At 55.1% G+C, this 25,949-nt stretch carries 18 protein-coding genes and 1 other RNA gene; 9 read left to right on the forward strand and 10 right to left on the reverse strand.

Annotated elements, in window-relative coordinates; genetic code table 11:
* Window positions 1-115 precede the first annotated feature (115 nt).
* Window positions 116-2,209, reverse strand: coding sequence for an elongation factor G (fusA, locus tag FF011L_RS06965; RefSeq protein ID WP_145350932.1), 2,094 nt, complete (start codon window positions 2,207-2,209; stop codon window positions 116-118).
* A 377-nt stretch (window positions 2,210-2,586) separates the two neighbouring features.
* Here fusA and FF011L_RS06970 point away from each other — a divergent pair, with 377 nt between their 5' ends.
* From FF011L_RS06970 to FF011L_RS06980, 4 genes are all read left to right on the forward strand, one after another.
* Window positions 2,587-2,895 (forward strand): Dabb family protein, encoded by a 309-nt coding sequence (locus tag FF011L_RS06970; RefSeq protein WP_145350933.1) that lies wholly within the window; start codon window positions 2,587-2,589, stop codon window positions 2,893-2,895.
* Window positions 2,896-2,928: 33 nt separating this feature from the next.
* The gene (gene polX, locus FF011L_RS06975) at window positions 2,929-4,665 is read left to right on the forward strand and encodes a DNA polymerase/3'-5' exonuclease PolX (RefSeq protein ID WP_145350934.1); all 1,737 of its coding nucleotides are present in this window, start codon (window positions 2,929-2,931) and stop codon (window positions 4,663-4,665) included.
* Window positions 4,666-4,748: 83 nt separating this feature from the next.
* A complete protein-coding gene (locus FF011L_RS26775) occupies window positions 4,749-5,033 on the forward strand; it encodes a transposase (RefSeq protein WP_246109524.1) in 285 nt (94 codons plus the stop codon).
* A 5-nt stretch (window positions 5,034-5,038) separates the two neighbouring features.
* Entirely contained in the window at window positions 5,039-5,896 is an 858-nt protein-coding gene (locus FF011L_RS06980) for an IS3 family transposase (RefSeq protein WP_246109931.1), read from the forward strand.
* Window positions 5,897-6,032: 136 nt separating this feature from the next.
* Here FF011L_RS06980 and FF011L_RS06985 read toward each other — a convergent pair whose 3' ends face one another.
* The 7 genes from FF011L_RS06985 to FF011L_RS07020 all read right to left on the reverse strand — a co-directional run bounded on the left by FF011L_RS06985 (window position 6,033) and on the right by FF011L_RS07020 (window position 14,343).
* The gene (locus FF011L_RS06985; RefSeq protein WP_145350935.1) at window positions 6,033-7,163 is read right to left on the reverse strand and encodes an SHD1 domain-containing protein; all 1,131 of its coding nucleotides are present in this window, start codon (window positions 7,161-7,163) and stop codon (window positions 6,033-6,035) included.
* Between the two features lie 44 nt (window positions 7,164-7,207).
* On the reverse strand, window positions 7,208-8,707 hold the full coding sequence (gene rpoN, locus FF011L_RS06990) for an RNA polymerase factor sigma-54 (protein ID WP_145350936.1): 1,500 nt from the start codon (window positions 8,705-8,707) through the stop codon (window positions 7,208-7,210).
* Between the two features lie 94 nt (window positions 8,708-8,801).
* Window positions 8,802-9,404, reverse strand: a complete 603-nt coding sequence (recR, locus tag FF011L_RS06995) for a recombination mediator RecR (protein ID WP_145350937.1) — start codon at window positions 9,402-9,404, stop codon at window positions 8,802-8,804.
* Between the two features lie 3 nt (window positions 9,405-9,407).
* On the reverse strand, window positions 9,408-9,758 hold the full coding sequence (locus FF011L_RS07000; RefSeq protein WP_145350938.1) for a YbaB/EbfC family nucleoid-associated protein: 351 nt from the start codon (window positions 9,756-9,758) through the stop codon (window positions 9,408-9,410).
* Between the two features lie 29 nt (window positions 9,759-9,787).
* Window positions 9,788-11,887 (reverse strand): DNA polymerase III subunit gamma/tau, encoded by a 2,100-nt coding sequence (gene dnaX, locus FF011L_RS07005; RefSeq protein ID WP_145350939.1) that lies wholly within the window; start codon window positions 11,885-11,887, stop codon window positions 9,788-9,790.
* Between the two features lie 44 nt (window positions 11,888-11,931).
* Window positions 11,932-12,026: signal recognition particle sRNA small type (gene ffs, locus FF011L_RS07010), an RNA gene on the reverse strand.
* A gap of 1,033 nt (window positions 12,027-13,059) precedes the next feature.
* The gene (locus FF011L_RS07020) at window positions 13,060-14,343 is read right to left on the reverse strand and encodes an SGNH/GDSL hydrolase family protein (RefSeq protein ID WP_145350940.1); all 1,284 of its coding nucleotides are present in this window, start codon (window positions 14,341-14,343) and stop codon (window positions 13,060-13,062) included.
* A gap of 252 nt (window positions 14,344-14,595) precedes the next feature.
* Between FF011L_RS07020 and FF011L_RS07025 the strand changes: the two genes are divergently transcribed.
* The gene (locus FF011L_RS07025; RefSeq protein ID WP_218933063.1) at window positions 14,596-15,582 is read left to right on the forward strand and encodes an NAD(P)H-quinone oxidoreductase; all 987 of its coding nucleotides are present in this window, start codon (window positions 14,596-14,598) and stop codon (window positions 15,580-15,582) included.
* 519 nt (window positions 15,583-16,101) lie between these two features.
* Here FF011L_RS07025 and FF011L_RS07030 read toward each other — a convergent pair.
* Complete coding sequence (locus tag FF011L_RS07030; protein ID WP_145350941.1) at window positions 16,102-17,478, reverse strand: Gfo/Idh/MocA family protein; 1,377 nt, start codon at window positions 17,476-17,478, stop codon at window positions 16,102-16,104.
* 493 nt (window positions 17,479-17,971) lie between these two features.
* Between FF011L_RS07030 and hisF the strand changes: the two genes are divergently transcribed.
* Window positions 17,972-18,739, forward strand: a complete 768-nt coding sequence (gene hisF, locus FF011L_RS07035) for an imidazole glycerol phosphate synthase subunit HisF (protein WP_145350942.1) — start codon at window positions 17,972-17,974, stop codon at window positions 18,737-18,739.
* A gap of 133 nt (window positions 18,740-18,872) precedes the next feature.
* Window positions 18,873-20,033 (forward strand): type IV pilus twitching motility protein PilT, encoded by a 1,161-nt coding sequence (locus FF011L_RS07040; protein WP_246109896.1) that lies wholly within the window; start codon window positions 18,873-18,875, stop codon window positions 20,031-20,033.
* Here FF011L_RS07040 and FF011L_RS07045 read toward each other — a convergent pair.
* The gene (locus FF011L_RS07045) at window positions 20,030-21,139 is read right to left on the reverse strand and encodes an aldose epimerase family protein (protein WP_246109897.1); all 1,110 of its coding nucleotides are present in this window, start codon (window positions 21,137-21,139) and stop codon (window positions 20,030-20,032) included. The two genes, FF011L_RS07040 and FF011L_RS07045, sit on opposite strands and share 4 nt — an antisense overlap.
* Window positions 21,140-21,324: 185 nt before the next feature.
* Here FF011L_RS07045 and FF011L_RS07050 point away from each other — a divergent pair, with 185 nt between their 5' ends.
* The gene (locus FF011L_RS07050) at window positions 21,325-23,049 is read left to right on the forward strand and encodes a hypothetical protein (protein WP_145350945.1); all 1,725 of its coding nucleotides are present in this window, start codon (window positions 21,325-21,327) and stop codon (window positions 23,047-23,049) included.
* A 385-nt stretch (window positions 23,050-23,434) separates the two neighbouring features.
* Window positions 23,435-25,915 (forward strand): DUF1592 domain-containing protein, encoded by a 2,481-nt coding sequence (locus FF011L_RS07055; RefSeq protein WP_145350946.1) that lies wholly within the window; start codon window positions 23,435-23,437, stop codon window positions 25,913-25,915.
* Window positions 25,916-25,949 lie beyond the last annotated feature (34 nt).

Below are 25,949 nucleotides of genomic sequence, written 5' to 3' on the forward strand. Positions count from 1 at the left end.
TGGGCCTGTCAGCCGTGTCCCGCGAAGACCTTGCGACGCTGCCTCTGCGGTCCTAGGTGCCAGACCCCAGGACCGAAGACGCAATCGTATGGAGGCCAAGATTGCGGAATTGCCTCTAATAAGAAAACGATTCCAGGTCTTCTTTGGGGGCAGCTTGGTAGCCGTGCGGTTCCATGCTGCTGCTCGCTCGCCCTTGGCTTAGGCTTCGCACTGCACTGGAGTATCCGAACAATTCTTTCAGCGGCGCGTAAGCGACGATTGTGGTTAAATCGCCGTAGACATCGGTTTTCCCGATCACGCCACGCCGCTGTTGGAGGTCTCCGACGATATCTCCCATGTACTCTTCGGGCGTCGTGATTTCCATCCGCATGATCGGTTCCAGCAGCGTCGGCTGTGCCGCTTCGATCGCTTGGGTGAACGCGTCGCCGGCAGCGATTCGAAAAGCGACCGGATCGCTGTTCTCTTCATGTGCCTCACCGCCGGTCACATTCAACCGCAAACCCATCAGAGGGAATCCCGCGATCAATCCTCCGCCAGCGGCTCGTTCTCGCAGTTCGTCCACGGCGGCCGTCCGCATCTCGCCGACAATGGTTGAATCGGGCGGGATGCGGTCGAAGACCTGCACTGGAGAGGCGGGGTTTTCGAGAGGTTCGACCGAAACGTCTAGGCGCGCAAACATCTGCTGGGCGCCCATCTGCCGGTTGCATTGACCGGTGACCGATGCAGGCTTGGAAATCGTTTCGCGGTAGTTGACTCGAGGCTTATAGAATTTGACTTTCATGCCAAAGTCACGGGTCAGGCGATGCTGGATCACCTCCAGATGCAGTTCCCCCATTCCACTGATCAGGTTCTGCCCGGTTTCTTCGTTCTCGACGGCGTGGAAAGTTGGATCCTGCCGTTTGAGCATTTCCAGCACCTCGTTCAGTTTTTTCCGATCCGACGTGTTTTCCGGTTCGATCGCCATCGATAAAACCGCTTCTGCGAACTTGATGCTGGGCAATTCAATCTGGTCGCGGGTGTCGCAGACCGTGTCACCGGTGATCGCCCAACGCGGCCCGATCACGCAGCAGATGTCGCCAGCGTTGACCTGGTCGATCTGTCCGTCTCGCTCCTTTTTGCTCGCGTGGATTTGCCATAGCTGGGCGATGTTCTCTTTCTTGTCGCGGTTGGGGACGTGGACTCGAGAGTTCTGTTTTAATTGCCCACTGTAGATGCGTATCCAGTAGTTGTCCCCCGTTTTGGCCGGAAGGATTTTGAAGACCAATCCGCAGAAAGGTTCTTTCTCGGAAGGAGCTCTTTCGATTTCCGAATCGGGCTTGTTGGGAATGATCCCTTTTACCGGAGGCCGGTCGGCAGGTGAGGGAAGGTAATTTCCAACCGCATCGAGCAATGGTTGGACTCCCATTCCGTGGAGTGCGGACCCGCATACCAGCGGCTGGATTTGACGCGTCAGGCAACCTTGTCTGAGAGCGGCACGGATCATTTCAGGGGGAACCGGCTTCTCTTCCATCGCCAGTTGCATCGCTTCTTCGCTCAGTTCATAAACCGATTCCAGCAGTTGCTCTCGCCAGATCGTAGCATCATCCATCTGGTCTTCAGGAATTTCGACTGTCGAAACCTTTTTGCCTTCCGATTCCGGATCAAATTCCAGCATTTTCATCTCGATCAAATCGATCACGCCCCGGAAGGGATCACTGGTGTGAGCCGGTCCTAGTCCAACGGGGATTTGGATCGGGATCGGTTTGCCATTTAGGCGTGGCCCGATTTGCTGCAGAACTTTTTCAAAGTTCGCTCCCTCACGATCCAATTTGTTGATGAATACGATTCGTGGAACGTCGTATCGATCGGCTTGCCGCCAAACCGTTTCACTTTGGGCTTCGACTCCTTCGCGTGCTGAAAAGACCACCACGGCCCCGTCCAGGACTCGCAGGCATCGTTCAACTTCGGCGGTGAAGTCAACGTGCCCAGGCGTATCCAACAGGTTGATGTTGTAATCACCCCAGTGAAATTTGACGCAAGCCGAGAAAATCGTGATCCCCCGTTCCTGTTCTTCCGGATCGTCATCGGTGTCGGTGGTCCCGTGATCAACACGTCCAACGCGATGTTTCGCACCACTCAGGTAGAGCATCCGCTCGGTGACGGTCGTTTTTCCCGCATCGATGTGAGCGATAATTCCGATGTTACGGAGATTTGCTATGTCGGAGGGCATAGGAGGGGGCCGAAGGGTGAGTGGATTTTAAGGGGAATCAAGTCCGCAATATTAAAGTCGCCAAGGGAAAACAGCAACGGCGTGCGGAGCGTTTTCGTGACACCGCGGCGCAATCCGCCCGGTAATTATGTGGAGGGGCAAGCAAATGCTCGCGGACGGCGTGCGCCGGGCCACCCGAAAGCCGCTCGATTAAGAACCGCTCGGTGAAGAAAACGTGCATTCGTCGCGCACCCCCAAAATTGACGGCTCCACTCCCCATTCCGAATCCCTGGAAATCATGGTCGGAATGGGAGGTCTATACGACCATTGGAAAGGCCGTTTTAATATCAGCCCAGAATCACTCGCATTTTCTTCGCTCTTTTAGGTGAATCGAAACGATGGCCGGACTCGCTCACTACGTATTTTTTACGCTGCACGACAGCAGCCCCGAAGCAATCGACGCGTTGGTGAATGACTGCAATCATTACCTGGATGGGCACGATGGGTGCACTTCCTTCCTGGTCGGACGCCGCACCCCAGACCTGTTGCGTCCAGTGAATGACCAGACCTTCCACGTTTCCCTGCAGGTGACGTACGAGTCTCGTGAAGCGCACGACGTTTACCAAACGCATCCGCGGCATCTGGAATTCATCGAAAAGAACAAGCCCACCTGGGCTCAGGTTCGCGTGTTCGACAGCAATTTGTAGTTCTAGACGATTCTCGATAGTGGACGGTGGGTGATGGACAACGCACAGATTTCGGCAGTCTTCGATGAATTGGCGGACTTGCTAGAATTCAAAGGCGAAAATCCGTTTCGAATTCGAGCTTACCGCAACGGTGCACGGGCGATCCTTGACCTTGATGAATCGGTCGCCGCCATCCTCGCCGACAAGGATCGAAAGTTGGCAGACCTGCCAGGGATCGGGAAAACCCTCGCGGAAAAATCGCAGGTGTTGCTGGAAAGTGGAAGCCTTCCGCAATTGGATGCACTGCGTGAAGAGATTCCGGTCAGCGTCCTGGAAATGGTCCGAGTTCCCGGACTGGGGGCTAAAAAAGCGGCCGCCCTGCACCGCGAACTGAGAATCGAAAACCTTCAGCAGTTGGGGGACGCCTGCCGACAGGGGAAGGTCAAAGGTCTGAAAGGTTTTGGAGCAAAGACCCAGCAGATGATCCTTGAAGGCCTGGAGATCGCTCAGGCGGCCAACGAACGCTTGCGTTGGGTCAACGCGGACGAAATCGTGCAACGCTTGCTAAGGCACATGAAGAGTTGCCTTGGGTTGGAGCGTCTGGAGCCGGCCGGCAGCTATCGCCGAGGCCGCGAAACGGTGGGCGATGTTGATCTGTTGGCGGTTGCGACTGATCGAGCTGCCGCGATGGACCATCTGGAAAGTTTCCCGTCTAGGACCGAAACGATTCTCCGTGGTGACACAAAAATCTCGATTCGAGTTGGCAATGCGTTCCAGGTCGACATGCGAATCGTTGAAGCCTCTCAGTTTGGAGCGGCGCTGCAGTATTTTACGGGATCGAAAGAGCACAACGTGAAGCTGCGTTCGTTGGCGAAACAACGCGGGATGAAAATCAATGAGTACGGCCTGTTCCGCGATGGAAGCGAAGAACCGATCGCAGGAGAAACCGAAGAATCGATTTACGCTGCCCTCGATCTGCCCTGTTTCCCGCCGGAAATCCGTGAAGCACGTTTTGAATTTCAGTGGGCTGAGGATGGACCGCTGCCCGAATTGATCACATTGCCGCAGATCCTTGGCGACCTGCACATGCATACCACAGAAACCGATGGGCAGGCGACGATTCGTGAAATGGCGGACGCCGCCGTTGAGCGAGGTTTGCAGTACATCGCGATCACCGACCATTCGCAGCGGGTTGCGATGGCAGGGGGATTGGATCCCGATCGCCTGCGAGCGCAGTGGAAACTGATCGAACAGATCCGTCCGGAATATGAGGGCCGCCTACAAATCCTGAAGGGAATTGAATGTGATATTCTCGAAGACGGACGGATGGATTTGCCCGATGATTGTTTGGCGGAAGGGGACTGGATTATCGCCAGTATCCATTACGGCCAGAAACAACCGAGAGAACAGATCACCGACCGAATTCTTGGAGCCCTGGCTCATCCCTCCGTCAATATCATCGCTCATCCGACGGGCCGCCTGATCAATCGTCGACCACCCTACGACGTCGACATGGAAGCCGTCATTCAGGCCGCCGCCGATCATGGCAAAATGCTGGAACTGAATGCCAATCCGGCACGGTTAGATCTGAATGAAGTGCACTTAGCTGCCGCTCGCCGAGCCGGTGTTCCGATCGTCATCAGCACCGACGCGCACAGTATCGATGGGCTGGATGTGATGCAGTACGGAGTCTTGCAAGGCAGGCGTGGCGGATTGGCGGCGAACGACGTCGCCAATACTCGCCCTTGGGATGATTTTAAAGCAAGCTACCTGTCGCCCCAAACAAGCTAAGCTGAGGTGGTGCCGGTTTTGGGGGCCACCAGGAAGCTAAAAATTTGGTATGACTATCAACCACAAGCTCCTGGGGATCATGGATGGCCAAGAAAGCAAAAACGCGACGGGTTTACGATGAAGACTTTAAGCGAGAGGCAGTTCAAATGCTCCTCGATGGGCACTCCGCAAAGTCGGTGGCAGAACGTCTGGGCATTACCTGCCCAACCATCGTCCGTCGGTGGAAACAGCAGCAGTTGACAGCCGCAGGCCCGGTGGCCGACGCGATGGATGATCGGGTCAAAGAGCTGGAGAATCAGTTGCGTCGCGTCGAGCGGGAGCGCGACGTCTTAAAAAAAGCGTTAATCATTTTCGGCCGCAACGAGTAGCCGAAATCTATCCCGCTGCCGCGTCGATTGTCCAGCTGCAGATAGCATCCGAGCGAGAGGTCTGTGATTTCCTATCGCTCAATCGGTCTTCCTTTCAAGCCTGGCAGCGTTCCGGAGGCTCGGAGCGCGATGAGTCTGATGCCGCGTTACTGCCGATCGTCACTGCGGTCTTCCGAAAGCATAAACGCCGCTATGGCAGCCGTCGAATCGTTGAGGAACTGAAGACAATGGACATTCATTGCGGCCGTCGCAGAGTGTCAAAACTCATGGAAGATGCAGGACTTCGCGCGATTCAGCCGAAATCGTTTAAGCCGCGAACCACCGAAAGTCGACATCGGCTTGGGTACAGTCCTAACCTTTTGCTGGATCTGCTAGAACCGACCACCTTTGGTCAACTTTGGGTAGGCGACATTACGTACATTCCCGTCGATGGTATTGGTTTTGGATATCTTGCCACGCTGATGGATCGCTATTCACGCCGGATTGTTGGATGGGATTTCCGCGATGACATGACTGAACAACTCGCTGTGACAGCTCTTCAGCGATCGATTCGAGCTGTGCAGCCTTCGGCAGGATTGATTCACCACACTGACCGTGGTGGCCAATATGCAGGAAAGCGGTATCGTGGAATTCTCTCTCGTGCATCAATGCGACAGAGCATGAGTCGTGCGGGCGACTGCTACGACAATGCATTTATGGAATCATGCTTCGGAACTCTCAAGACTGAAATGGGTATGGCCGAATACCTGAGTATGGCGATCGCAAAACGCGAGTTGACTGAGTACATCCAGTACTACAACACCGATCGCCGACATTCATCTCTCGGCTACCTCACGCCGACACAGTACGAAGCCGCCGCATGAGCGGCGCAAGCTTCCCGGTGGCCCCCAAAACCGGCACCACCTCAAGCCGCCACCGTGGTAGCTACGCTCGCCAGAGCCTGTCGTGGGTCTGGGCGAACGTAGGGCGTTGGCAAGGCAGTTGGTCAGCCACGAAAACTTACTGGCCGGGCTTCGGCATCATCGAACCGACCATCTGCTGGACCGATTCGATCACTTGGTCAAACTGCTCTTGGGTTTGGGCGGCTGCCAGTTGTTGAACAGGAGCCCCCACCACCATCAGTCCCATGTTGATCTGAGCCATTTGCTGCTGACCTTCTGGTGTCTTCAGTTTTTCAGCCGTCGCTTGAGCTTCGGCGATCGATTCTTTCCAGTTGGCCGCCATGTCGGCGGGGACCCAGCGGTTTTCAACCTTGGTGAAAGCCTGTTCGGTCACCTTTTCACCTGCGGTGATTTGGACCATCGCTTCGTTGTCGGTTTCTGAAAGGACGACCACTTTAGGGACGTCTGCCATCCCGGTGAATGGAGTCCCCTGCAGATCACCGGCGGACGTCGACAGTTTCTGGAAGGCCGAGCGGATATCGCTAAAATCTTCAGCCAGGAGAGTGGAAGTATCGAATTCCAGCATGGCTTGACGGTCGGTCAAAGGGCTGCTGGAGATCGCCAACAGCAGATCGCCTGACGCGGCGAGTGTCTGGTTGGTTTTGGGGTCTGCGGGCAAGATTGCTTGAAGCGTCGGATTGTTCATCATCAGTTCCTGCTTGGTTTGCAGGATCGTCCCCAGTTGCTGGATCAAATTTTTGATCCCGTTCCAGGTGTTCGCATTTACTGCCGCGACTTGAAGGCGGACCGTGGCGGCGACATCCTGCTGATAGGTCGGTGGCATGCTGTCCCATAGCGTGACCAGATCGAAATCGGCGGCCGCTTGGCTAACGACCTGAGCGGTTTCGGCAGCGGTTGGGTTTGGCCCCAGTTTTGATTGGGCGGCGGTTGCATTTCCGGCGGGCTTCGTCGCTCCATTTGCGGTTCCAGGATTTGCTGGAGCCATTTTAGCTTGGTTCTGTTTCGCCAGGGCCGCGCTAGCTGCATCCAGCCGGTTCAGTGGAACGGACAGGAGTTTGCCTTCCGGAGTGCGAATATGGACGACTCCGTTTTCAAGGCTCTCAAACGTCCCTTCAACGCGGTACTTGCCCGTGCTGTCGGTCCAGGTATCCGCAAACGCGAGGGGCGCGCAGAGCATCAAGCCAAAGGCAAGCAGGAACGCGGGGCGGCGGTAGGAAAGGTTGTGCATCGTGAATCTCGGGCAGGCTCGGGAAAGGAGGGCGGGTATCAGCGTTACTTTTTCACCAAAGACCAATCGCGTCGCTGACGACTACTGGGGATTCCCATTTTTTTACGGTATTTGGTGACGGTTCGGCGAGCAACGGTCATGCCCGCTTTCCCCAATTCTTCGACTAGATCTTCATCGCTTAGTGGTTTGCTTTTGTCTTCTTTGTCGATGACGGTTTGCAGTTTCAGGCGGATCGTATCCCAGGCAACATCTTCGCCATCTTCGTTTTGGGTCCCGCCGACGAAAAACCGTTTCATCGGCAAGATGCCCCTGGGCGTCTGCACCCATTTATCGTCGACCGCTCGGCTGACGGTGGTCACGTGCACCCCGACCTTGTCGGCGATCTGCTGCATTTTCAGCGGTTCAATCGCTTCGGGGCCTTCATCGAGGAATCGTTTTTGGTGTTCGACGATCGCTTCGGCGACTTTCGTCAAGGTGCTACGACGTTGTTCGATCGAATCGATCAACCATTGGGCTCCGTTGATTTTCTTTTTGATGAATTCTCGTTCTTCATCGGTGCTGGTTGGGTCTTGCAGGCGTTTTCGGTAGTATTCGCTGATGTACAACTGAGGGACGCGGTCATCATCCAAGCGGACTTTGTATTTCCCGTCTTCGTCCTGTTCAACGATGACGTCGGGAGTGACGTTGGGAACGTAGGTTTTGGTGAAGGCGTTTCCCGGTTTCGGGTTCAGTTTGTGCATCGTCTCCCTGGCGGCCTGGATGGCGTCGATCGTCAACCCTGATTTCCGCTGGATGATCGGCATTCGGTTTTCGGCCAAATCCTGAAGATGCCCGCTGATCAGCGTTTTCATCTCTTCGTAGTACGGCAGGTCCGGCGTCAGTTGTAGGAGCAAGCACTCACGCAGGTCGCGGGCAGCGATACCGTTTGGTTCTAGGGACTGCACAACCGCCAACGCTTCCTGAGCCAGTTCCAGGTCTTCTTTGGTGTGGTTGGCTGGCAGCAAGTCATTGAGGGGCATTCTTAAATAGCCACCGTCGCGTGCATCAAGCGTGCTGATGATTCGCTCGGCCATCTGTTCGACGCGATCATCGATGTCCATTTCCGCCAGTTGATGCAGGAGGAAATCATTTAGCGATTCGGGACGCATTTCTGCGTTCGCCATCAGGTCATGGCGGCGATCGCCTTCTTCCTGGATGCGGTTGCTGGACCGTCGAAACGAATCGTCAAAAGTGTTCGGCAGTTCGCCGTCCATGTTCAGCAAACGTTCGAAATCATCTTTGTTGTCGTGGTCGTTATCGACGACCAGTTCTTTTTCCGATTCGGCACGAGTGTCGGCGGAGGGTTCGTTGGAATCGTCGCTCTCGTCCGGAGCCAACGGATCGCTCTCCTGGATTTCAAGCAGAGGATTCTCGTTGATTTCTTGCTCGATTCGCTCCTGCAAAGCAAGCGTCGGGAGCTGCAGGATTTCCATTGACTGGATCATCCGCGGGGCAATCTTCTGAACTTGCAGTTGCCGGGCTTCTAGCCCCATCGACATGCGCATCAGAGTGGACTCCAGTTAAATATTGTGAACACCAATGCCCTTGCGGAAGATTCTAAAGCGATTCGTCCGAGGGCAGAAAAGTGAGGCAAGCGAACTACAGTTTTTGGCGTCCCGTGAGGGCGTCGGCCAAGATTTCTTTGTTGGCATATTCGAGGATACTGCCCGAAGTGATGCCGCGAGCCAGTCGAGTCACCTCGACGGGATACTCGCTTAACAGATTGGAGATAAACAGAGACGTTCCATCTCCCTCCAGGGTCGGATTCGTCGCCATGATCACTTCGTTGAAATTTCCTGTCCGAACGCGATCGATTAGCGGATCGATTGTCAGTTGGTCAGGGCCAATTCCATCCAGTGGAGCGATCCGGCCCAAGAGTACATGATACAGACCTTGATAGACGCCTGCCTGTTCCAGGGACATTAAATCGCGAGGCTGTTCCACAATGCACAACCTGGATTTATCGCGATTCGGGTTGCGACAGATCTCGCAGGCTGGCCCCTCCGATAAATTAAAACAGGTTTCGCAGTAGCGAACGTTCTCACGAACATTGGTGATCGAAGCGGCCAATGCCAAAGCTTCGGATTTGGGGACGCGGAGCAAGTGATAGGCCAGCCTTTCGGCCGATTTGCGACCGATTCCAGGTAACCTTCCAAGTTGGTCGACCAGTTCGACAACGGCTCCCGATTCTTGGGAAAACACAGCCTATTGCCCACCCGTCAAAGAGGCGAGTGCACCATCGAGACCCGGCAACCCATCCAGTTTCAAGCCGGCCGCCACTTCCTGCATCGCAGCGGCATATCGCTGCTTTCCAATCATGTGGCCTTCGCTGGCCGCCGCTTTCACCGCTTCTTGCAATACGCCACTCTCGTGCGCTTGACCATCGAAATCGATCGATACCATCTCGCCGATCCCGTTGAACTGAGCCACGACGATCCCTTGGTCGATTTCGACCTCAAAGCGTTCCTCCTGCAGTCGAGCGGTCATCTCGGTGATCGCTTGTGGCAATTTTTGCAAATTGCCCATCATGGCTGCCAGATTTCCAAACTTAAACATCGACGTCCTTATGGGGTACCGAGCTGCAACTAAGAGGGGCGCGGGTCGTCGACCCGAACGACTTCTAAATCAAACAATTCCATGCACTTCTTGACATATGGGTCCGTCTGCAGTCCCCGGTGTCTCTGCTTACGCTCCGCCGATGTACTGACCGGTTGAGCTCGCGGCTGGGAAACCACATTTTTGTCGAAGCCTGATTCTATCAGCACATGGCGTGCCGCGACGACTGCTAAAGCCTCTTCTAGCTTACTTTTTTGTTCTGGTTTGTCGCAACGGGATTTCGTCAGTTTCAAATCGGCTGGAAAAAGGACCCGGATTCGGCCCTCTTCGACCAGTTCCACCTTGCTGTATTGGCGCGCAAGGTCCGCCGTCAGATCGTCCAGCCTTTCAATTGAACGCTTCCAGAGCACCAAGACTCCTGCGGGGGTCCATTCCGGGGGAGGATAGGACGTGGGCAGCTCTTTGGGGGGCGATGGTGCTTTCGGCGTCTCGCTGGCGGTCGCTGCGGCGGGAGCTGGCGTAGCGGCCGGTTCCACACGGGGTGGAGGTGGTTTGGAGGTTCCAATTGTCTGAGGCGTCGCGCCGACCGGTTCCGAAACGTCCGCGGGCCCAAGATTTTCGATGGAAGGAGGGGGCGGTGCAGAGAGGGCTGCCGGCGGAGTGGTGGGGGCCGGCGGAGTCGTGGGCGGTGCCTGGGTAGCGGCAATCGCAGGTGCGGTTGCCGGAGTTGCAACTGCGGTTTGCGCTGGAGCAGTTTGCGCCGCTGCGGTTTCTGCTGGAGCGGTGCTCTCTGGCTGAGCCTGCGGTTCCTTCGGGATTTCCGCTTGCTGCGATAGCTCTGGAACCGAAGCTGGTGCATCTGCCGCGGCTGGCTGAGCGGTGGCGGGAGTGCTGGCCGCCGGAGCGGCTGCTAGCGGTTCAGACTTTTTTTTTTCGCCTGTCGCAGAAATGCGGGCAGGCGTGCTCTGTTTCACACCCGCCATCAAATCCGCCATCCGCTGCAGGTCGGGGAGCTGACAGATCTGGATCAAAGCGATTTCAAGCAGCACTCGCCCGTGAACGCTTTGTCGAATCCGAACCAATGTCTGATCCAGCAGGGAAACGACAGCGAGGATGGTCGCCACGCCCCACGAGGAACCTCGTTTTTTCAGTTCATCGTGCATCGATTCGCTGCAGAACCGGAGCATTGCGGGCTCGCAGCCCACCGTGGCGATCAACAGGTCGCGGAAGTGTCCGAGTAACTGTTCCCCCAGTTGGCCTGCGTCGACTCCGGCCTGAGTCGCCAAGTCGGCTTGTTCAATCGCCGATTTTGCATCGCGTTCGATGAGGGCGGTCGTCAGGTCGTGCAATCGCTGGTCATCGGCCGTCCCCAGCATGCTGTGGACGGTTTCGACGGTCAGCTTGCCAGAACTGAAGCTTAACACTTGCTCCAGCAGTGACTGGCTGTCTCGCATCGATCCTGCGGCGCGGCGCGACAGCAAGCGGAGAGCTTCGTCATCCGCTTCCGCTTTTTCGGAATCGATGATTTCTCTCAGCCGGCCCATGATCTCGTCGGCATGGACCGGAGCAAAATCGAATCGCTGGCAGCGGCTCAGGACGGTGATCGGGATTTTTTCCGGATCGGTCGTGCAGAAAATGAATTTGACGTGTTCGGGAGGCTCTTCAAGCGTTTTCAGCAGCGCGTTAAACGCCGCTGTCGTCAGCATGTGAACTTCGTCGATAATGTAGATTTTGTAGCGAGCACGGCTGGGGCGGACTCCAACCCCGGCTCTTAGCGAGCGGATTTCATCGATTCCGCGATTGCTGGCTCCGTCGATTTCCAGCACATCGATATCTTCGCCTGCGTCGATTGCCTGGGAGATGTCGCTATCGTTGTCTGGAGTGGCTGTCGGCCCTTCGGGAGCGTTCAGTGCCTTAGCGAAAATCCGAGCGGTGCTGGTTTTTCCGACCCCGCGAGCCCCCGTGAACAGGTAGGCATGTCCGACACGATTGGTTTCAATCGCATTTTTTAGAGCTTGTCCGACGTGACCTTGGCCAACCAGCTCGCCAAAACTTTTGGGCCGGTAACGTCGTGCAACCACGACGTATTTATCAGAATTGGGGTCACTTTGCAGATCGGAATCGGCCATTGGATTTGCTGTCGAAATGCGGACTGCGAAAAAGAAAATTGCCTGCCGGAGGCGACCCCCACACAAAGGTACCCCGCTTATGGCTGCTCCAGTTAAGGCCTGACCAGGTTCACGGTTCCCCATCGCAAGGGCCGCCACCGCCAGGCAATTCAAGCCGAACCCAATCCAAAGGTTGGTCGTTCAGTCTTACGCCGCGCTGTAGGTGACTCGCTTCTGCTGCTTATGCGGCATCGCTTTGCCACACACCAACAGGCTTGATTCTGTACCCGATCCGCCTGGATGTCAAAGGGGGAGGCCCACCTCTTCAGCGACCGAAGTCGCACCAATCGATCGCGAGCCCGCAATTATTAAGGGAAAGGATAGTGAACGGACAATCGGTGGCGAAAAAAAACTTCCAGTTCCAGCAACCAGTTTCCGTCGCGCCACCCGTTGGGAGTTGGGAGTTGGGAGTTGGGAGTTGGGAGTTGGGAGTTGGGAGTTGGGAGTTGGGAGTTGGGAGTTGGGAGTTGGGAGTTGGGAGTTGGGAGTTGGGAGTTGGGAGTTGGGAGTTGGGAGTTGGGAGTTGGGAGTCGGGAGTCGGGAGTCGGGAGTCGGGAGACACGGAGACACGGAGACACGGAGACACGGAGACACGGAGACACGGAGACACGGAGACACGGAGACACGGAGACACGGAGTTGAGTGCTTAGGTCTTATTGAGGGGATAAATCCATAAACGAGCAAATCCCAGCTATCAACGCAGCAATCACAGACTGCAATCCCAACGTCTCAGTGGCACCTTATCTCCTTCTCTCCTTCTCTCCTTCTCTCCTTCTCTCCTTCTCTCCTTCTCTCCTTCTCTCCTTCTCTCCTTCTCTCCTTCTCTCCTTCTCTCCTTCTCTCCTTCTCTCCTTCTCTCCTTCTCTCCTTCTCTCCTTCTCTCCTTCTCTCCTTCTCTCCTTATCTCCTTATCTCCTTATCTCCTTATCTCCTTATCTCCTTGTCTCCTTGTCTCCTTGTCTCCTTGTCTCCTTGTCTCCTTGTCTCCTTGTCTCCTTGTCTCCTTGTCTCCTTGTCTCCTTGTCTCCTTGTCTCCTTGTCTCCTTGTCTCCTTGTCTCCTTCACTCCTTCACTCCTTCACTCCTTCACTCCTTCACTCCTTCACTCCTTCACTCCTTCACTCCTTCACTCCTTCACTCAACTTCACCGATCACCATCAAGGCTGCTACGTACCAAGTCTCTCCCTGATACTTCTCAGGATGCGCCTCTAGGTCTGCTCGATTGCGTTCGAACAGAATCTTATGTTTGTCCAGATTCTCCGGAGTTAACGTGATCTCCACTTTGTGGGTTCCGGGCGTTAACTCGGTCCCGATATTCAGCTTGGACATTCGGTGGTAGGTGCAGTAGCCATCGATTCGATTTCGCGTCGATGGCTCGGCGTCGTCCAGCCGAACGCTCAACGAACCACCATCGGGGCCGACGATATCGAATACGCCGACCGCCGTTCCGGTAAACGTAAACGATAGTTTGGCACCCGGCTTGGTAGCTTGATACAGATCCGGCATGTTGCGCTGGAAACGTTTGGAAAGCGTATGCTCGGTTGGCAATTTCTCCCAACCGCCACTTAACATGTCGGGACGAATCGAAACCAAGTGTGCGTCCTGCCAGTTATCCGTTCGCAGTGGATCTACCAATCGGTGATCGCCCGGTTCGTCACCGACCTGCTGCAATTTGGGCCATGACCGTGCGATCGCCTGCACGTAGAGTGGATGTCCGGTTTCGATCAGCGGATGCACGCCATCGGTGGAAAATAGCAGCGGCTTTTCAGCGTCTGCTTCGGTGTTGGTTTTGGGTTTAGTGCCTTGGAAGATCAGCTCGCCAGCCGCCTCCATCCGCGCGACCTCGACGCCGAAGTGGATGGAGGGAATGCCGTAGTGATCGGCCAGTTCTTCCATGGCACTGGCTGCCCGTGGCATTTTGCCAGCTTGCAGGTCCGGCAACATGCTTTTGTTTAAGGTGTAGACGAAACAGATGTCGGTGCGTGGATTGGCCAACCAGGTTTGCCGCACGATGCCTTCCATCGCCTTGTGAATTTGTTCGGGCGATGCGCTTCCATCATTGACCGCAAATTCCACGAACAGCAGATCGGGGTTGTGCTGTAGGGCGTCTCGTTCCAGTCGATACACGCCAAGATCGGATCCGGTGCCTCCGATCGCGGCAGGGATCCCCGCAAACGATGCCTCGGGGTATTGCTGCTGCATCCACTCAAGCGACTGGACTCGCCAGCCCGGCGCTGCGGTAATGCTGCCGCCCAGGTAAGCCACTTTGACCTCTTCCCCTGCGTCCACTTTGCTCAGGAAGTTTGGCAGACCATCTCGCGGATGGCATTCCACGGCGTTGCGAAGCGGGTAATCTGCCAGGGCAATGGTTCCGCAGGAAAAAATAACTGCGGCAACGAGGGCTCGTAAAGTATGCATGGAATCTTGTGCTGGGAGGGGCGGGCGGTGAGCCATATTTTACTTGCAATTCTGGCTCATGCGGGATGTCGATGGAGGCGATGATTTTTCGCCGCTCTATTTCGGCTGTAATAATCGGGCACGAATCGCTCGATTGTGGCTGTAGATAGGCGCGCGACTCGCTGAAATGTCGGGCATCGATTCGGCCTGTGAAACAGTTAGAATGTTTGCACTAATGGGGGAACCGATTGCAAATTTGAAAGGATGCCAGCCGTGGAACCGGAGAACTCGATGCAGGCGATGGAGATAACGAAAGCGGGTGGCCCCGAGGTTTTCAAACTTTGTCAACGTCCGATTCCAAAGCCTGCCCCCGGCGAAGTATTGATCAAAATCGCATACGCGGGCGTGAACCGTCCCGATGCATTGCAGCGGGCGGGGAAGTACCGTCCGCCGCCTGATGCCAGCGACCTGCCCGGTTTGGAAGCTGCTGGCGAAATTGTCGGATTGGGAACCGGGTGCCAACGGTGGAAGCTTGGTGATTGGGTCTGTGCATTGCTGCCTGGAGGTGGCTACGCTCAATACGCTGTGACTTCCGAGTCCCATTGTTTGCCGGTGCCGACAAACATGGATTTGAAGTCAGCAGCCTGCCTGCCTGAAACCTATTTCACCGTCTGGTCCAACGTTGTGATGCGCGGTGGATTGAAACCGGGTGAACGGTTCTTGTTGCATGGCGGATCCAGTGGAATTGGGACGACCGCGATTCAGATCGCGAAGGCTTTGGGGGCGGAGGTTTTCACAACATCGGGAACCGCTGAAAAATGCCAAGCCTGTAGGGAACTGGGGGCTGATCGGGCAATGGATTACAAGCGAGAGGACTTCGTGGCGATCGTCAAGGCCGCGGGAGGGGCTGACCTTATTCTCGATATGGTCGGCGGCGATTATGTGCCTAGAAACATCGACGCGTTGGCCGAGGAGGGACGCTTGGTGCAGATTGGTTTTATGAAAGGGGCGAAGGGTGAAATCGATTTGATGCGTGTGATGTCAAAACGTCTGACCATTACGGGGAGCACGCTGCGGCCGCAAAGCAAAGCGATGAAAGCCCGCATCGCAGACGAACTATTGACGAAGGTCTGGCCGCTGCTTGATGCCGCCAAAATAGCCCCCGTGATCGATTCCGAGTTTCCGCTGACCGAAGCGGCCGTCGCACACCAGCGAATGGAGTCTGGTGAACACATCGGCAAGATCGTCTTACGTATTTAAACGGCCGATCGTAGCGTCCCGTATGTCGGGTAGCCTATGTCGCCTTTCGCTCGGGAAAGAACGCCCCTTAAGCCTGTTATCGCTCGGGACGCGCGATAAATAAGTTGCGAGTGTGGCAGGGAGAAAAGGCCCCATGCCAGCTTGCCTGGCATGAAGCCAAGATTTGAAATTAGTTCGCATGGCTCTAGAAAAACGCTTCCCGTTCGGATTGCCGCTTTCAGCGGCAATCCGAACGGGAAGCGAAAACCGTGGGGACAACCACCTCTAATTTCAAATCTTGCGTTCCTGTCGGGTAAACCGACGAGGGGACGTGGCGCTTGGATGTCTGGGCAGGTGCCAGCTGCTGTCAAACCGTCAACTTATATATCGCACATCCCGAGCGAAAGGCTACAAAACCGTCCCCTAGAAACTTCACGTCCCTCGCGAAATGCGGGCACTTTCCCGGCGGGCGCATTTGAGGTCGAGGTACCGACCTCAAATTGCGTTAACCAATAGTGAGATAGATCTTAGACGGTTGAATTAAACGCCTTCGATCTCGTATCCGTCGCGGTACTTCCTTGTGAGGAATGCATTCGCTTGATCGTCACCGACGATCTGTTCGTTGGCGGCGTCCCACTTGAGGGTCCGTCCACCGAAGCGAGCGGAGATGCCAGCCAAGTGGCAGATGTTCAACATTTCCATGTGAGAGTGAACGTCGGAGATCGGTTCCAATCCCTCTTTGTGGCAGTGCAGGAAACAAGCCCAGTGGGCGGCACGTGCGTTGCCGACCATTGGCAGGTTTTTATAAACCTTCTGGATGGCGTCTTCGGGCAACGGGTTGTCTTTGAGGGCGTCGACCGGAGCACCAACCAGTTTGCCTCGATTGACAAAGATTCGGCCTTTGTCTCCTTCGATCATGACGCCATTGTCGGTGTCATCGCGGATGATCATTTCGGTGCCACCTGGGAAAGCGACATCGAACTGGAATTTGGTTGCCGTGTTGTAGCGATCGTTTTGCTTCGGGTAACCGTTTTCGTCGAATTCGACAGGGTGCTGCACTGAGCCGCCAATCGAAAGCGGGCCAGCGGTCTGGCCGTTCAATTTAAGAGCCCAGTTTGCGATGTCGACGTGATGGGCACCCCAGTCGGTTAGCTTGCCGCCACTGTACTCGTACCACCAGCGGAACTCGTAATGGCAGTTCGTCGCTTTGCCTTCGTGGCGGTAGTCGACTTTCGGAGCCGGCCCAAGCCAGCGATCCCAGTCGAGGCCTTCCGGGATATCGGCGACCGGGATTGCCTTGCTGGTCGGAGCTCCACCGATGGCAGCTTGAACCTTGTGGATATGTCCCAGGCGTCCATCGGCAACAATCGCCATCGCTTTGGTGAACAGCGGGAAGGTACTTCGTTGTTGAGTCCCAACCTGGACGATTCGCCCTGTTTCCTTTTGGACTTTGCGAATCTGTTTCCCTTCGTCGATTGTCAGGGTCAGCGGTTTTTCGCAGTAGATGTCCTTGCCTGCCAGCATGGCTTCGATCAGCGGTTTGGTGTGCCAGTGATCGGGCGTGGCGATATGCAGTGCCTTGATGTCATCGCGTTCCAGGATTTCGCGATAGTCCGAGTAGAGATCGGCTTTGCCGCCACCGAGGTCTTTGTTGGCTTTTTGAAGACGATTTTGATCCACATCGGCGATAGCGACGACGTCGACCCATTTCGCTGCCGAACGCATGTTTCCCGTGCCCATGCCTCCAGCCCCAATCAGACCGATCGGCACTTTGTCATTTTTCGAAACGGTTTCTTCACCCTGAGCTGTTTGTGCGGTGAAGAAATAAGGGGCAGCCACCGCGGCCGAGGCAGCGCCAGCCGATTTCTTCAGAAAAGAGCGGCGTGATTTATTCGAAGATGGATTCTGTGACGTCATTATTCGTCCAGCCCTGTGCCGAAAAGAGGAAGAGGTGATGGTAAGTAATGGGTTGTTCGAGGCCCAAAATTGGAACTGAATAGTGGCATTCTACACCGTCGGGCACCGCGTTGCACTTTTCGCTTCCTTTGTAAACGCCCAGCAGAAAATCGCGAGCAGGCGTCGGACTTTATCACGCGTGGAGGCCGGAATATGGGGGAGGCAGTCTGCCTGGCGAACCGAGCAGTCAGGCTGCTGACTCCCGGTTCTAAGCAATCAACGGATTTTCTCGAAAGAATCCTCAGCCACTTGTGCGTATGCCCTCGCTTGCTGGTGCGAAACCGGAACGCTGACCCGTTCCGGCCGATTAAATCGTCTCTCCCGGCGGGGCACCTCGTCATTGATTTCGTGCGTGGTTAAACTGGCCCGGACCCGGCTTTTCTTCAGCCAGATATTTTGACCTGGGGCCAGAAGCCTTTTCGTTCGCGTGCCGGATAATTTGGGAAGATTGTAGATGCTTGCTAAACGTGTCATCCCCTGTCTCGATGTTGCTCAGGGGCGCGTTGTTAAAGGGACCAATTTTGTCAATCTCCGCGATGCGGGGGATCCGGTTGAGGTGGCCCGGCGCTACGAAGCGGAGGGGGCCGATGAATTGGTTTTTCTGGATATTACCGCCAGTCACGAGAAACGGGACATCATGATCGATGTCGTTCGCCGGACGGCGGAGCAGGTTTTCATGCCTCTGACGGTCGGTGGGGGGATTCGCACCATCGACGACGTTCGAGCGTTACTTTCCGCTGGATCGGACAAGGTTTCCATCAATTCGACGGCCTGTACCGACCCCGATTTTGTCCGCCGTGCGGCCGATCGCTTCGGCAGCCAGTGCATTGTCGTCAACATCGACCCCAAGCGAATTCAGCGAGACGGTCGAGAGGTTTGGGAGGTCCACATCAACGGGGGCCGCAAACCGACGGGCCTGGAAGCGGTCGCGTGGGCCCAGGAAGTGGAACGATTGGGGGCGGGCGAGATCGTGCTGACCTGTATGGACGCCGATGGAACGCGTGACGGATACGACCTGGAAATGACTGCCGCCGTCAGCGAAGCGGTCTCGATCCCGGTCGTTGCCAGCGGAGGGGCCGGAAAACCGGAACACCTGACCGATGCAATTTTGATTGGAAAAGCCGATGCAGCCCTGGCTGCCAGTATTTTTCATTTTGGACAGTTTACAATTGAAGAGACCAAGCGTTCGATGCGGGCGGCCGGAGTTTCCGTTCGCTTGTAAGCCCGAACGCTTGCAAGACCGGGCGTTCGCTTCCCTTTGCACATAAACAACTTGTTCTTTCATCCTCTTCTGGAGATGTCCCAATATGGCTCACGCTGCCAAAGCCAACGCTGCCCCGAAAACGACCGCTGGTATGGAGGGGGGCCGAGACGCAATTGTGCGGCGTCTGAAGGAAAGTCTGACGGTTAAACGAGATCCGCTGGATATCGACAAGATTTTTCGGGCGCTTGTCAAATTGGAAGGGTCTGACCTTCACATGAAGGTCGACCGCCCGCCGATGGTCCGCGTCGGTGGCGAGCTGAAACCGCTGAACCGAGGACCGGTCGACAATCAAGAAATGATCAACTTGCTTGTTCCGATGATGGATGAGCGGAACCTGCATATCTTTGAGGAAGAGGGGGGGGCTGACTTCGCGTATGTTTGTGACGTCGACGGGGTCTCCTGGCGTTTCCGTGTCAACCTGCTGAAGCAGCTGGGCAAAATCGGGATGGTCGCTCGGCGAATCAATAACTTCATCCCCGACTTCAAGGGCCTCTACCTGCCGCCAAGTGTGGAAACCTTGTGCCACTATGAACAAGGCATGGTGCTGTTGGCTGGGGTGACCGGTTCGGGGAAAAGTACAACCATCGGGTCGATGTTGAATTACATCAATTCCATCTATCGGAAACATATTCTGACGCTGGAGGATCCGATCGAATTTGTTTACACCGAAGACAAGTGTTTGGTGAATCAGCGAGAAATCGGTCAAGACGTGATCGACTTTGCTGTCGGTATGAAGCACGCTGTGCGTGAAGACCCCGACATCATTCTGGTGGGGGAATTGCGAGACGAAGAGACGTTTATGACCGCGATCCACGCGGCCGAAACCGGTCACTTGGTTTTTGGCACGATTCACGCAGCGAGTGCATCGACGACAATCGGCCGTATTTTGGACCTCTTCCCCGAAGAAATGCACGGAGCGATTCGCTCAGCGATCGCGTTTAACATGAAGGGAATCGTTGCTCAGAAATTGCTGCGGAGTATCAAACCGGGCGTCTCGCGGGTTCCGACTTGCGAGATCATGACGTTCAGTCCGATGATCCGAAAACTGGTTCTAGAAGGTCAGGATAGCAAGCTGCCCGACGCGATTCGAATCGGTGCAGAGGATGGGATGCAAGACTTCACCATGAGCCTCAAAGGGTTGATCGACGATGAACTGATCGATCGGCCAACCGCGTTTGCTGTGGCGCCAAACAAAGACTCCCTCAAGATGGCTCTCAAGGGAATCGATGTCAAAGCTCCAGGCATCATCTAGTCTTCCTTGACTTTGAATTGATAGAGCGTCGTCTGCGAATAGGTTTCCCCCGGAACCAAAATGATGGAGGGGAAATCTTCGTGGTGGACGCTGTCGGGGTAGAACTGGGTTTCCAGGCAGATGGCGCTTCGGTGTGCGTAGGTCTTTCCTCCTTTACCCTCCTGTCCTTTTAGGAAGTTACCGCTGTAGAACTGCAGTCCCGGTTGGTCGGTCACCACATGGATCATCCGCCCGTTGCTTGGATGCTCCAGGGTGGCAACTTTGCGGACCCCGCGGTTTTGGTGGTTGAGGACCCAGTTGTGGTCGTAGCCAATCGCGGCCGTTTTATCGACCGCCGCAATCCGTTCTCCGATCACCGTTGGTTCACGGAAATCGAGAGCGGTCCCTTCGACGTCGGCGAATTCTCCGGTCGGGATCAATTCGTCGTCGGTCGGCGTGATCTGGTCCGCATCGATCTGGAGGATATGGTCAAGGACCGTCTCCGCACCTGCTCCGGACAGGTTGAAGTACGCGTGGTTGGTCATGTTGATCGGCGTTTCCATGTCGGTGGTCGCTTTATAGGAAATCGCCAATGCGTTTTTCTCTGTCAGCGAGTAGCGAACCGAAAAATGGACGTTGCCCGGAAATCCTTCTTCTCCGTCGGGACTGAAGTAGGTCAGTTCCACCGTGTTTTCTTGATCCTCCGGAAGAGAAGCTTTCCAGACCACTTTGTCCAAGCTCCTCGCCCCACCACCATGCAGGGTGTTGTTTCCATCGTTGGCATGCAGTTTGTAGGTTTCCCCAAATAGTTCGAATTGAGCATTGCCAATTCGATTGCAGACGCGGCCGACGGTGCAGCTGAAGTACTGGTTGTCTTCTGATTCGTAGCCGGCGACGGAATCAAAGCCAAGCAGGATATCTTCTAGCTTGCCCTCTTTGTCAGGGACGATCAGCGACTGAAGCGTCGCCCCTCGAGTGATGATATTGACGGAAAGTCCGTGCGAATTTGTAATGGTAAATTGCTGAACCTTTTCGCCCGTTGCGGTTTTCCCGAAGGGGGATTCCGTGACCTTTGCGAGGGCCGGCGTCGTTGAGAAGAGCAACAGAAAGCACAATACGGGCAGCATTCTCACGTTTAGGTCTCCGCGAAGGGGGGGCTAGATAAGGTTTCCATTGTATCTCACTCGTGGTAACGATTCGTATCTTTCCGGCTTTGCGGGTGAACAACGGTGCTAGAATTTGGTTTAATAGCTAGGGGCTCTGCCGCAGGGCCCTGTAAATCTCTTAGAAAACATTGACAGGACGGAGTAGCATGCAAGGTCGATCATTTTCCGTATTCGCCAAATTGAGCAGCTGGACGCTTGCGTTTGGTTTGGTTCTGGGCAGTTCGAACCTCTTGGCCCAGGTCGCTATCGACCAGGATTCAAAAGCGGAAGTTCCCGATTTATCCGTTGTGGAAGGAGTCGACCAACCTGCCTTGGTCGTATCGCTTTCCGGGATCGGAGGAATCCGCGACGGTTTGCTGTATGTCAGTGAAGCGGTCGGGCAACCAGCCGTTGGGGGAATGTTTGCTGGAATGGCAAATATCTACACCGCAGGAATCGATCCCGAACGTCCGATCGGGATCACCGTCAATGTCGTTGATGGCGAAATGGTTCCCGTCCTGATGTTGCCAAGTGACGACATCAAGATGTTCCTCAAAAATATCGAAGCTCAGACCGGGCCCGCAGAGGCTTTGGAGAGCGATCCCGACACGTTGGTGATCACCGCCGGCCCCAGCCTTCTGTACATCAAGCAGAAAGGAAAGTGGGCATTTGCATCCTCCAATCGTGATGCCGTCAAAGAACCTGCTAACGATCCCGCAGCCCTGCTGGGGAACCTGCCGGAAATCTACGATATCGCCGTACGGTTGAATGTTCAGGCAATCAGCCCCGAACAACGCAATGCCTTTATCGAAAACTTGAAGCGAGGTTTCGATCAAGGGATGGCTCGTCGCGGTGGTGAGGAAATGGACAATGCTCGTGAGATGGCTGAACGCAGCCTGCAGCAAATCCAGGATCAGATCGCGTTTACCGACACCTTGCTTGTCGGGTTTGCGATTCAGCCCGAACGCGAACGATTGTTCTTTGACATCGTTTCCACCGCGGTTGAAGGAAGTGAATTGGCTGAAACCTACGCCAACACGATGTCACTCCCCTCGAAATTTGCTTCGGTGATTTCCTCGGACGCAGCGATGTACTACCACGCGTCAACTTCGATCAGCCCGCAGGCTGTCGAGCAAGCGGAAGCATCGATCGAACAAAGTCTGCAAGCGATGCAGGCGCAGCTGGATAAAGACCAACGCATGGGCGACATCCAAAAAGAAGAACTGATGTTGTTGGTGCGTCGTTTTGTTGACTTGACGGTCGACACGATGAAACAGGGCAAACTAGATATCGGTATGCAGCTGGATCTGTCGGGCGATCAGCCATCGCTGAAGGGTGGAGCCGTCGTTGCGGATGGTGCGGAGATCGAACGCATGGTCAAAGAGTTGGCTGGGAAAGTTGCCAATGACCCCCGTGCACCCAAATTCACCTTCAACGAATCGAAATACAAAGAGGTCGATTTGCATTCGATCGTTATCGAAATCAACGACGATAAAGCCCAGAAAACACTCGGCCCCAAGTTCGTTATTAAGCTTGGAACCTCAGCCGATGCGTTGTACTACGCCGCCGGTAATGATCCTGAAGCAACGTTGAAGAAGCTGATCGATTCCTCTTCGGAAGATGCTGACGGTGCAAAACGCCCATTGGGGCAAATGTACGTTTCGGTTCTGCCGTTCGCCAAAGCCGTAGGCAAGCAGGTTTCCAATCCTGTGGTCGACGCGGTCATCGATTCTGCAAACAACAGCGAGCAGACCGATCGCGTTTTGATCCTCACGAACATGATTCCTCGCGGTCAATCGAATCGCATTATCGTCGGTGAAGGCGTGCTGCGTTCTGTCGGTGCCGGGATCGAAGCAGCCAAACGTCAAGGTGCAGGTCGCGCAGAGTTCTAGTTCTGCAAAGCGTTCGCCGTTTTAAAAACAAAAACCTCCTTTGCGGTTTGCCGCGAGGGAGGTTTTTTTATGGCCAACGTCGCTGCAACGCAACGCTGTTGTTCGTGGTAGTGCGGTTGTGCTGGCAGGCCGTTTTGACCCGGCAAATTCGATCGGTGGCGCCCGGAAGGGAAGACTATTCTCTTGCCTCTCCCCTTTTTTGCGTGTTCGAGGTCGCGAGTTGGGGGGCGAGGGCGTGCGGTAGATAGTCCTTAGACCACACGATCGATCGGTTCACGCTTGGTTTTTGGGCTGTTTCCGAGTCCGATCCTCGTTATCCGTGTTGAAAACACTATAATGAGTCTGCCCGCCTCCCTTTCCTGCCTTCATTTTTCTAATGGCTTCTATGGATTTGCTTCGCATTCGCATCGCGTTTTCCTGTTTGAGTGCGGCATTGTTTGCCTTTGTCGTGATTTCGTTTGCACCCTGTTCGGTCGCGGAATCGGCAGAACCGGCCGTGGCTGTGCCTCCGACCATTCGTGCATTTCTTAACGATAATTGCCTTGATTGCCACGACGGCAAAGATGGCGAAGGTGGTTTCGACCTTGGCGAATTCGAAGCGGGGCTGACTTTGCGGAATATGGACCGCTGGGTGCGCGTCTTTGACCGTGTCCATGATGGAGAAATGCCCCCTGCTGATTACGGCGAAGTCGACACGCAAGCCCAGGCGGTTTTTGAGCAGCAGACGGAAAGATGGCTGCGGGCGAATCAGCAAGCTCATATTAATCATGTCGGCCGAGTCCAAGGGCGTCGCCTGACGAACCTACAGCTGGAACGCTCGTTGCACCAAGTCCTTGGGATCGATATTCCACTGGCAGCTCGCTTGCCTGACGAGCCGCGGACCGATGGTTTTTCGACCGTTGCCGATGGCCAAGTGATTTCCCATTTCCAATTGGAACAACACCTTCAGATTGTCGATAAATCCCTTGACGAAGCTTTTTCCCGCGCGCTCGGCGAAGAGGAAGACGTACGTCGTGATTTGTCGGTGAAGGATATCGTACGAGAAAATCCCAAACGACGTTGTCGGGAACCCGAACTTCTTAACGATGCAGCCGTTGTCTGGATGGGAGGAGTCATCTTTTATGGGCGGACTCCCGCCACGAAGGCTCGGTCCGATGGCTGGTACCGTTTTAAAATTCGTGCGTCGGCGCTGAATCAACCGAAGGATCATGGCGTCTGGTGTTCTGTGCGAAGTGGGCTGTGTGTTTCAAGTGCTCCGCTGCTAGCCTCGGTTGGCAGTTTTGAAGTAACCAATGAACCTCAGGAGTGGACTTTCGAGGGCTGGCTTCCTAAAGGCCATATGTTAGAGATCCGTCCAGCAGACAGGACATTGAAATCGGCTTCCTTTGGTGGCGGGCAAATTGGAACGGGTGAAGGTGAGCCACAGAACGTCGCTGGTCTTGCCATTCACTCCATCTTGATGGAGCGGATTCACTATGGGCCCGACGACAAAGGAATCGCCAATCTGCTGTGGGGCGACCTGAAACTTCGACGAACCGCGAAGAGCCAGGATTCGAAAAAATCAAAGGATGCGAAGAACCGCAAATCATCAGGCGATTCGAAAGCAAGTGAAGTGGAATTGGTGGCCAAAGATCCGGTTGCGTCCGTTGAGGAACTGGTGCATCGATTTGCCACGCGTGCTTTCCGGCGTGATGTCACCTCCGGCGAAATCAAGCACTACATCGATGCGGCAAAGGCGGACTTGGCCGCTGGCGAACCCCTGCTAAGTACTCTTCGGCGAAGCTATCGAGCCCTCCTCTGCTCGCCTCATTTTCTGTATTTTCACGAACCGCCTGGGCGTTTGGCAGGGCATGATCTGGCGAACCGGTTGAGCTATTTTCTGACCGCTTCACCGCCGGACGATCGGCTCCGCAATCTGGCCGCAGAGGGTCGGTTGGCCGACAATAAAATCCTGCGCAGCGAAGTCGATCGCCTGCTTAGCGACGGTGCCGACGAACGGTTTATGCGTGACTTTGCCGCCCAGTGGCTTGATCTTGCTTTGATTGACGATACTCAACCCGATCGACGTCTGTTTCGTGAATTTGATCGCGTTGTCAAAGAGGCAATGGTCGAAGAGACCGTGCAGTTTTTGACCGAAATGCTGCGTGCGGATGAACCAGCAGCCTACTTGGTTAAAGCTCCGAAAACCTATCTGAACAGTCGGCTTGCTCGATATTACGACGTGGAAGGTGTTTCCGGCGACGAAATCCGCGCCGTGTCGCTCGATCCAGCATCGCCGCGAGGTGGTTTGATCACTCAGGGCGCTTTGTTGAAGGTGTCTGCAAATGGGACGACCACGTCTCCAGTGATTCGAGGTGTTTGGATTTCAGAGCGGATTCTAGGGCAACCGATTCCGCCTCCGCCCCAAAGCGTCGCTGCGATTGAACCGGACATTCGCGGAGCCAAATCGATCCGTGACATGTTGAACAAGCACCTTGCTGATAGTTCTTGTGCCAGTTGCCATGTCAAAATTGACCCTCCTGGATTTGCGTTGGAGAATTTTGATCCCGCGGGACAATGGCGGAAACACTATGGGCAGCTAGGGAATGCGAAGAAGAAGGGGCCGGAAATTGATCCCAGTTACCACTGGACCAGTGGCGAAGGGTTTGATGATTTATCCGGATTTCAGGATCATGTCCTGGCCAATCCCGATCGGTTGGCGACCAATTTGGTGCACCACTGGATCGCCTATGCGACGGGGGCTCCGATTGAATTTGCAGATCGGCCAGAGGTTCGCAAAATCGTGAAAGACTGTGCCGATTCCGATTACGGGATGCGGACACTGTTCTATCGCACGATCACCAGCGACCTGTTTCTGAATAAGTAGAATCGATTACAAATCTCGATAAAGGGGAATACAG

The sequence above is a fragment of the Roseimaritima multifibrata genome (assembly GCF_007741495.1).
GTDB classification, from domain to species: domain Bacteria; phylum Planctomycetota; class Planctomycetia; order Pirellulales; family Pirellulaceae; genus Roseimaritima; species Roseimaritima multifibrata.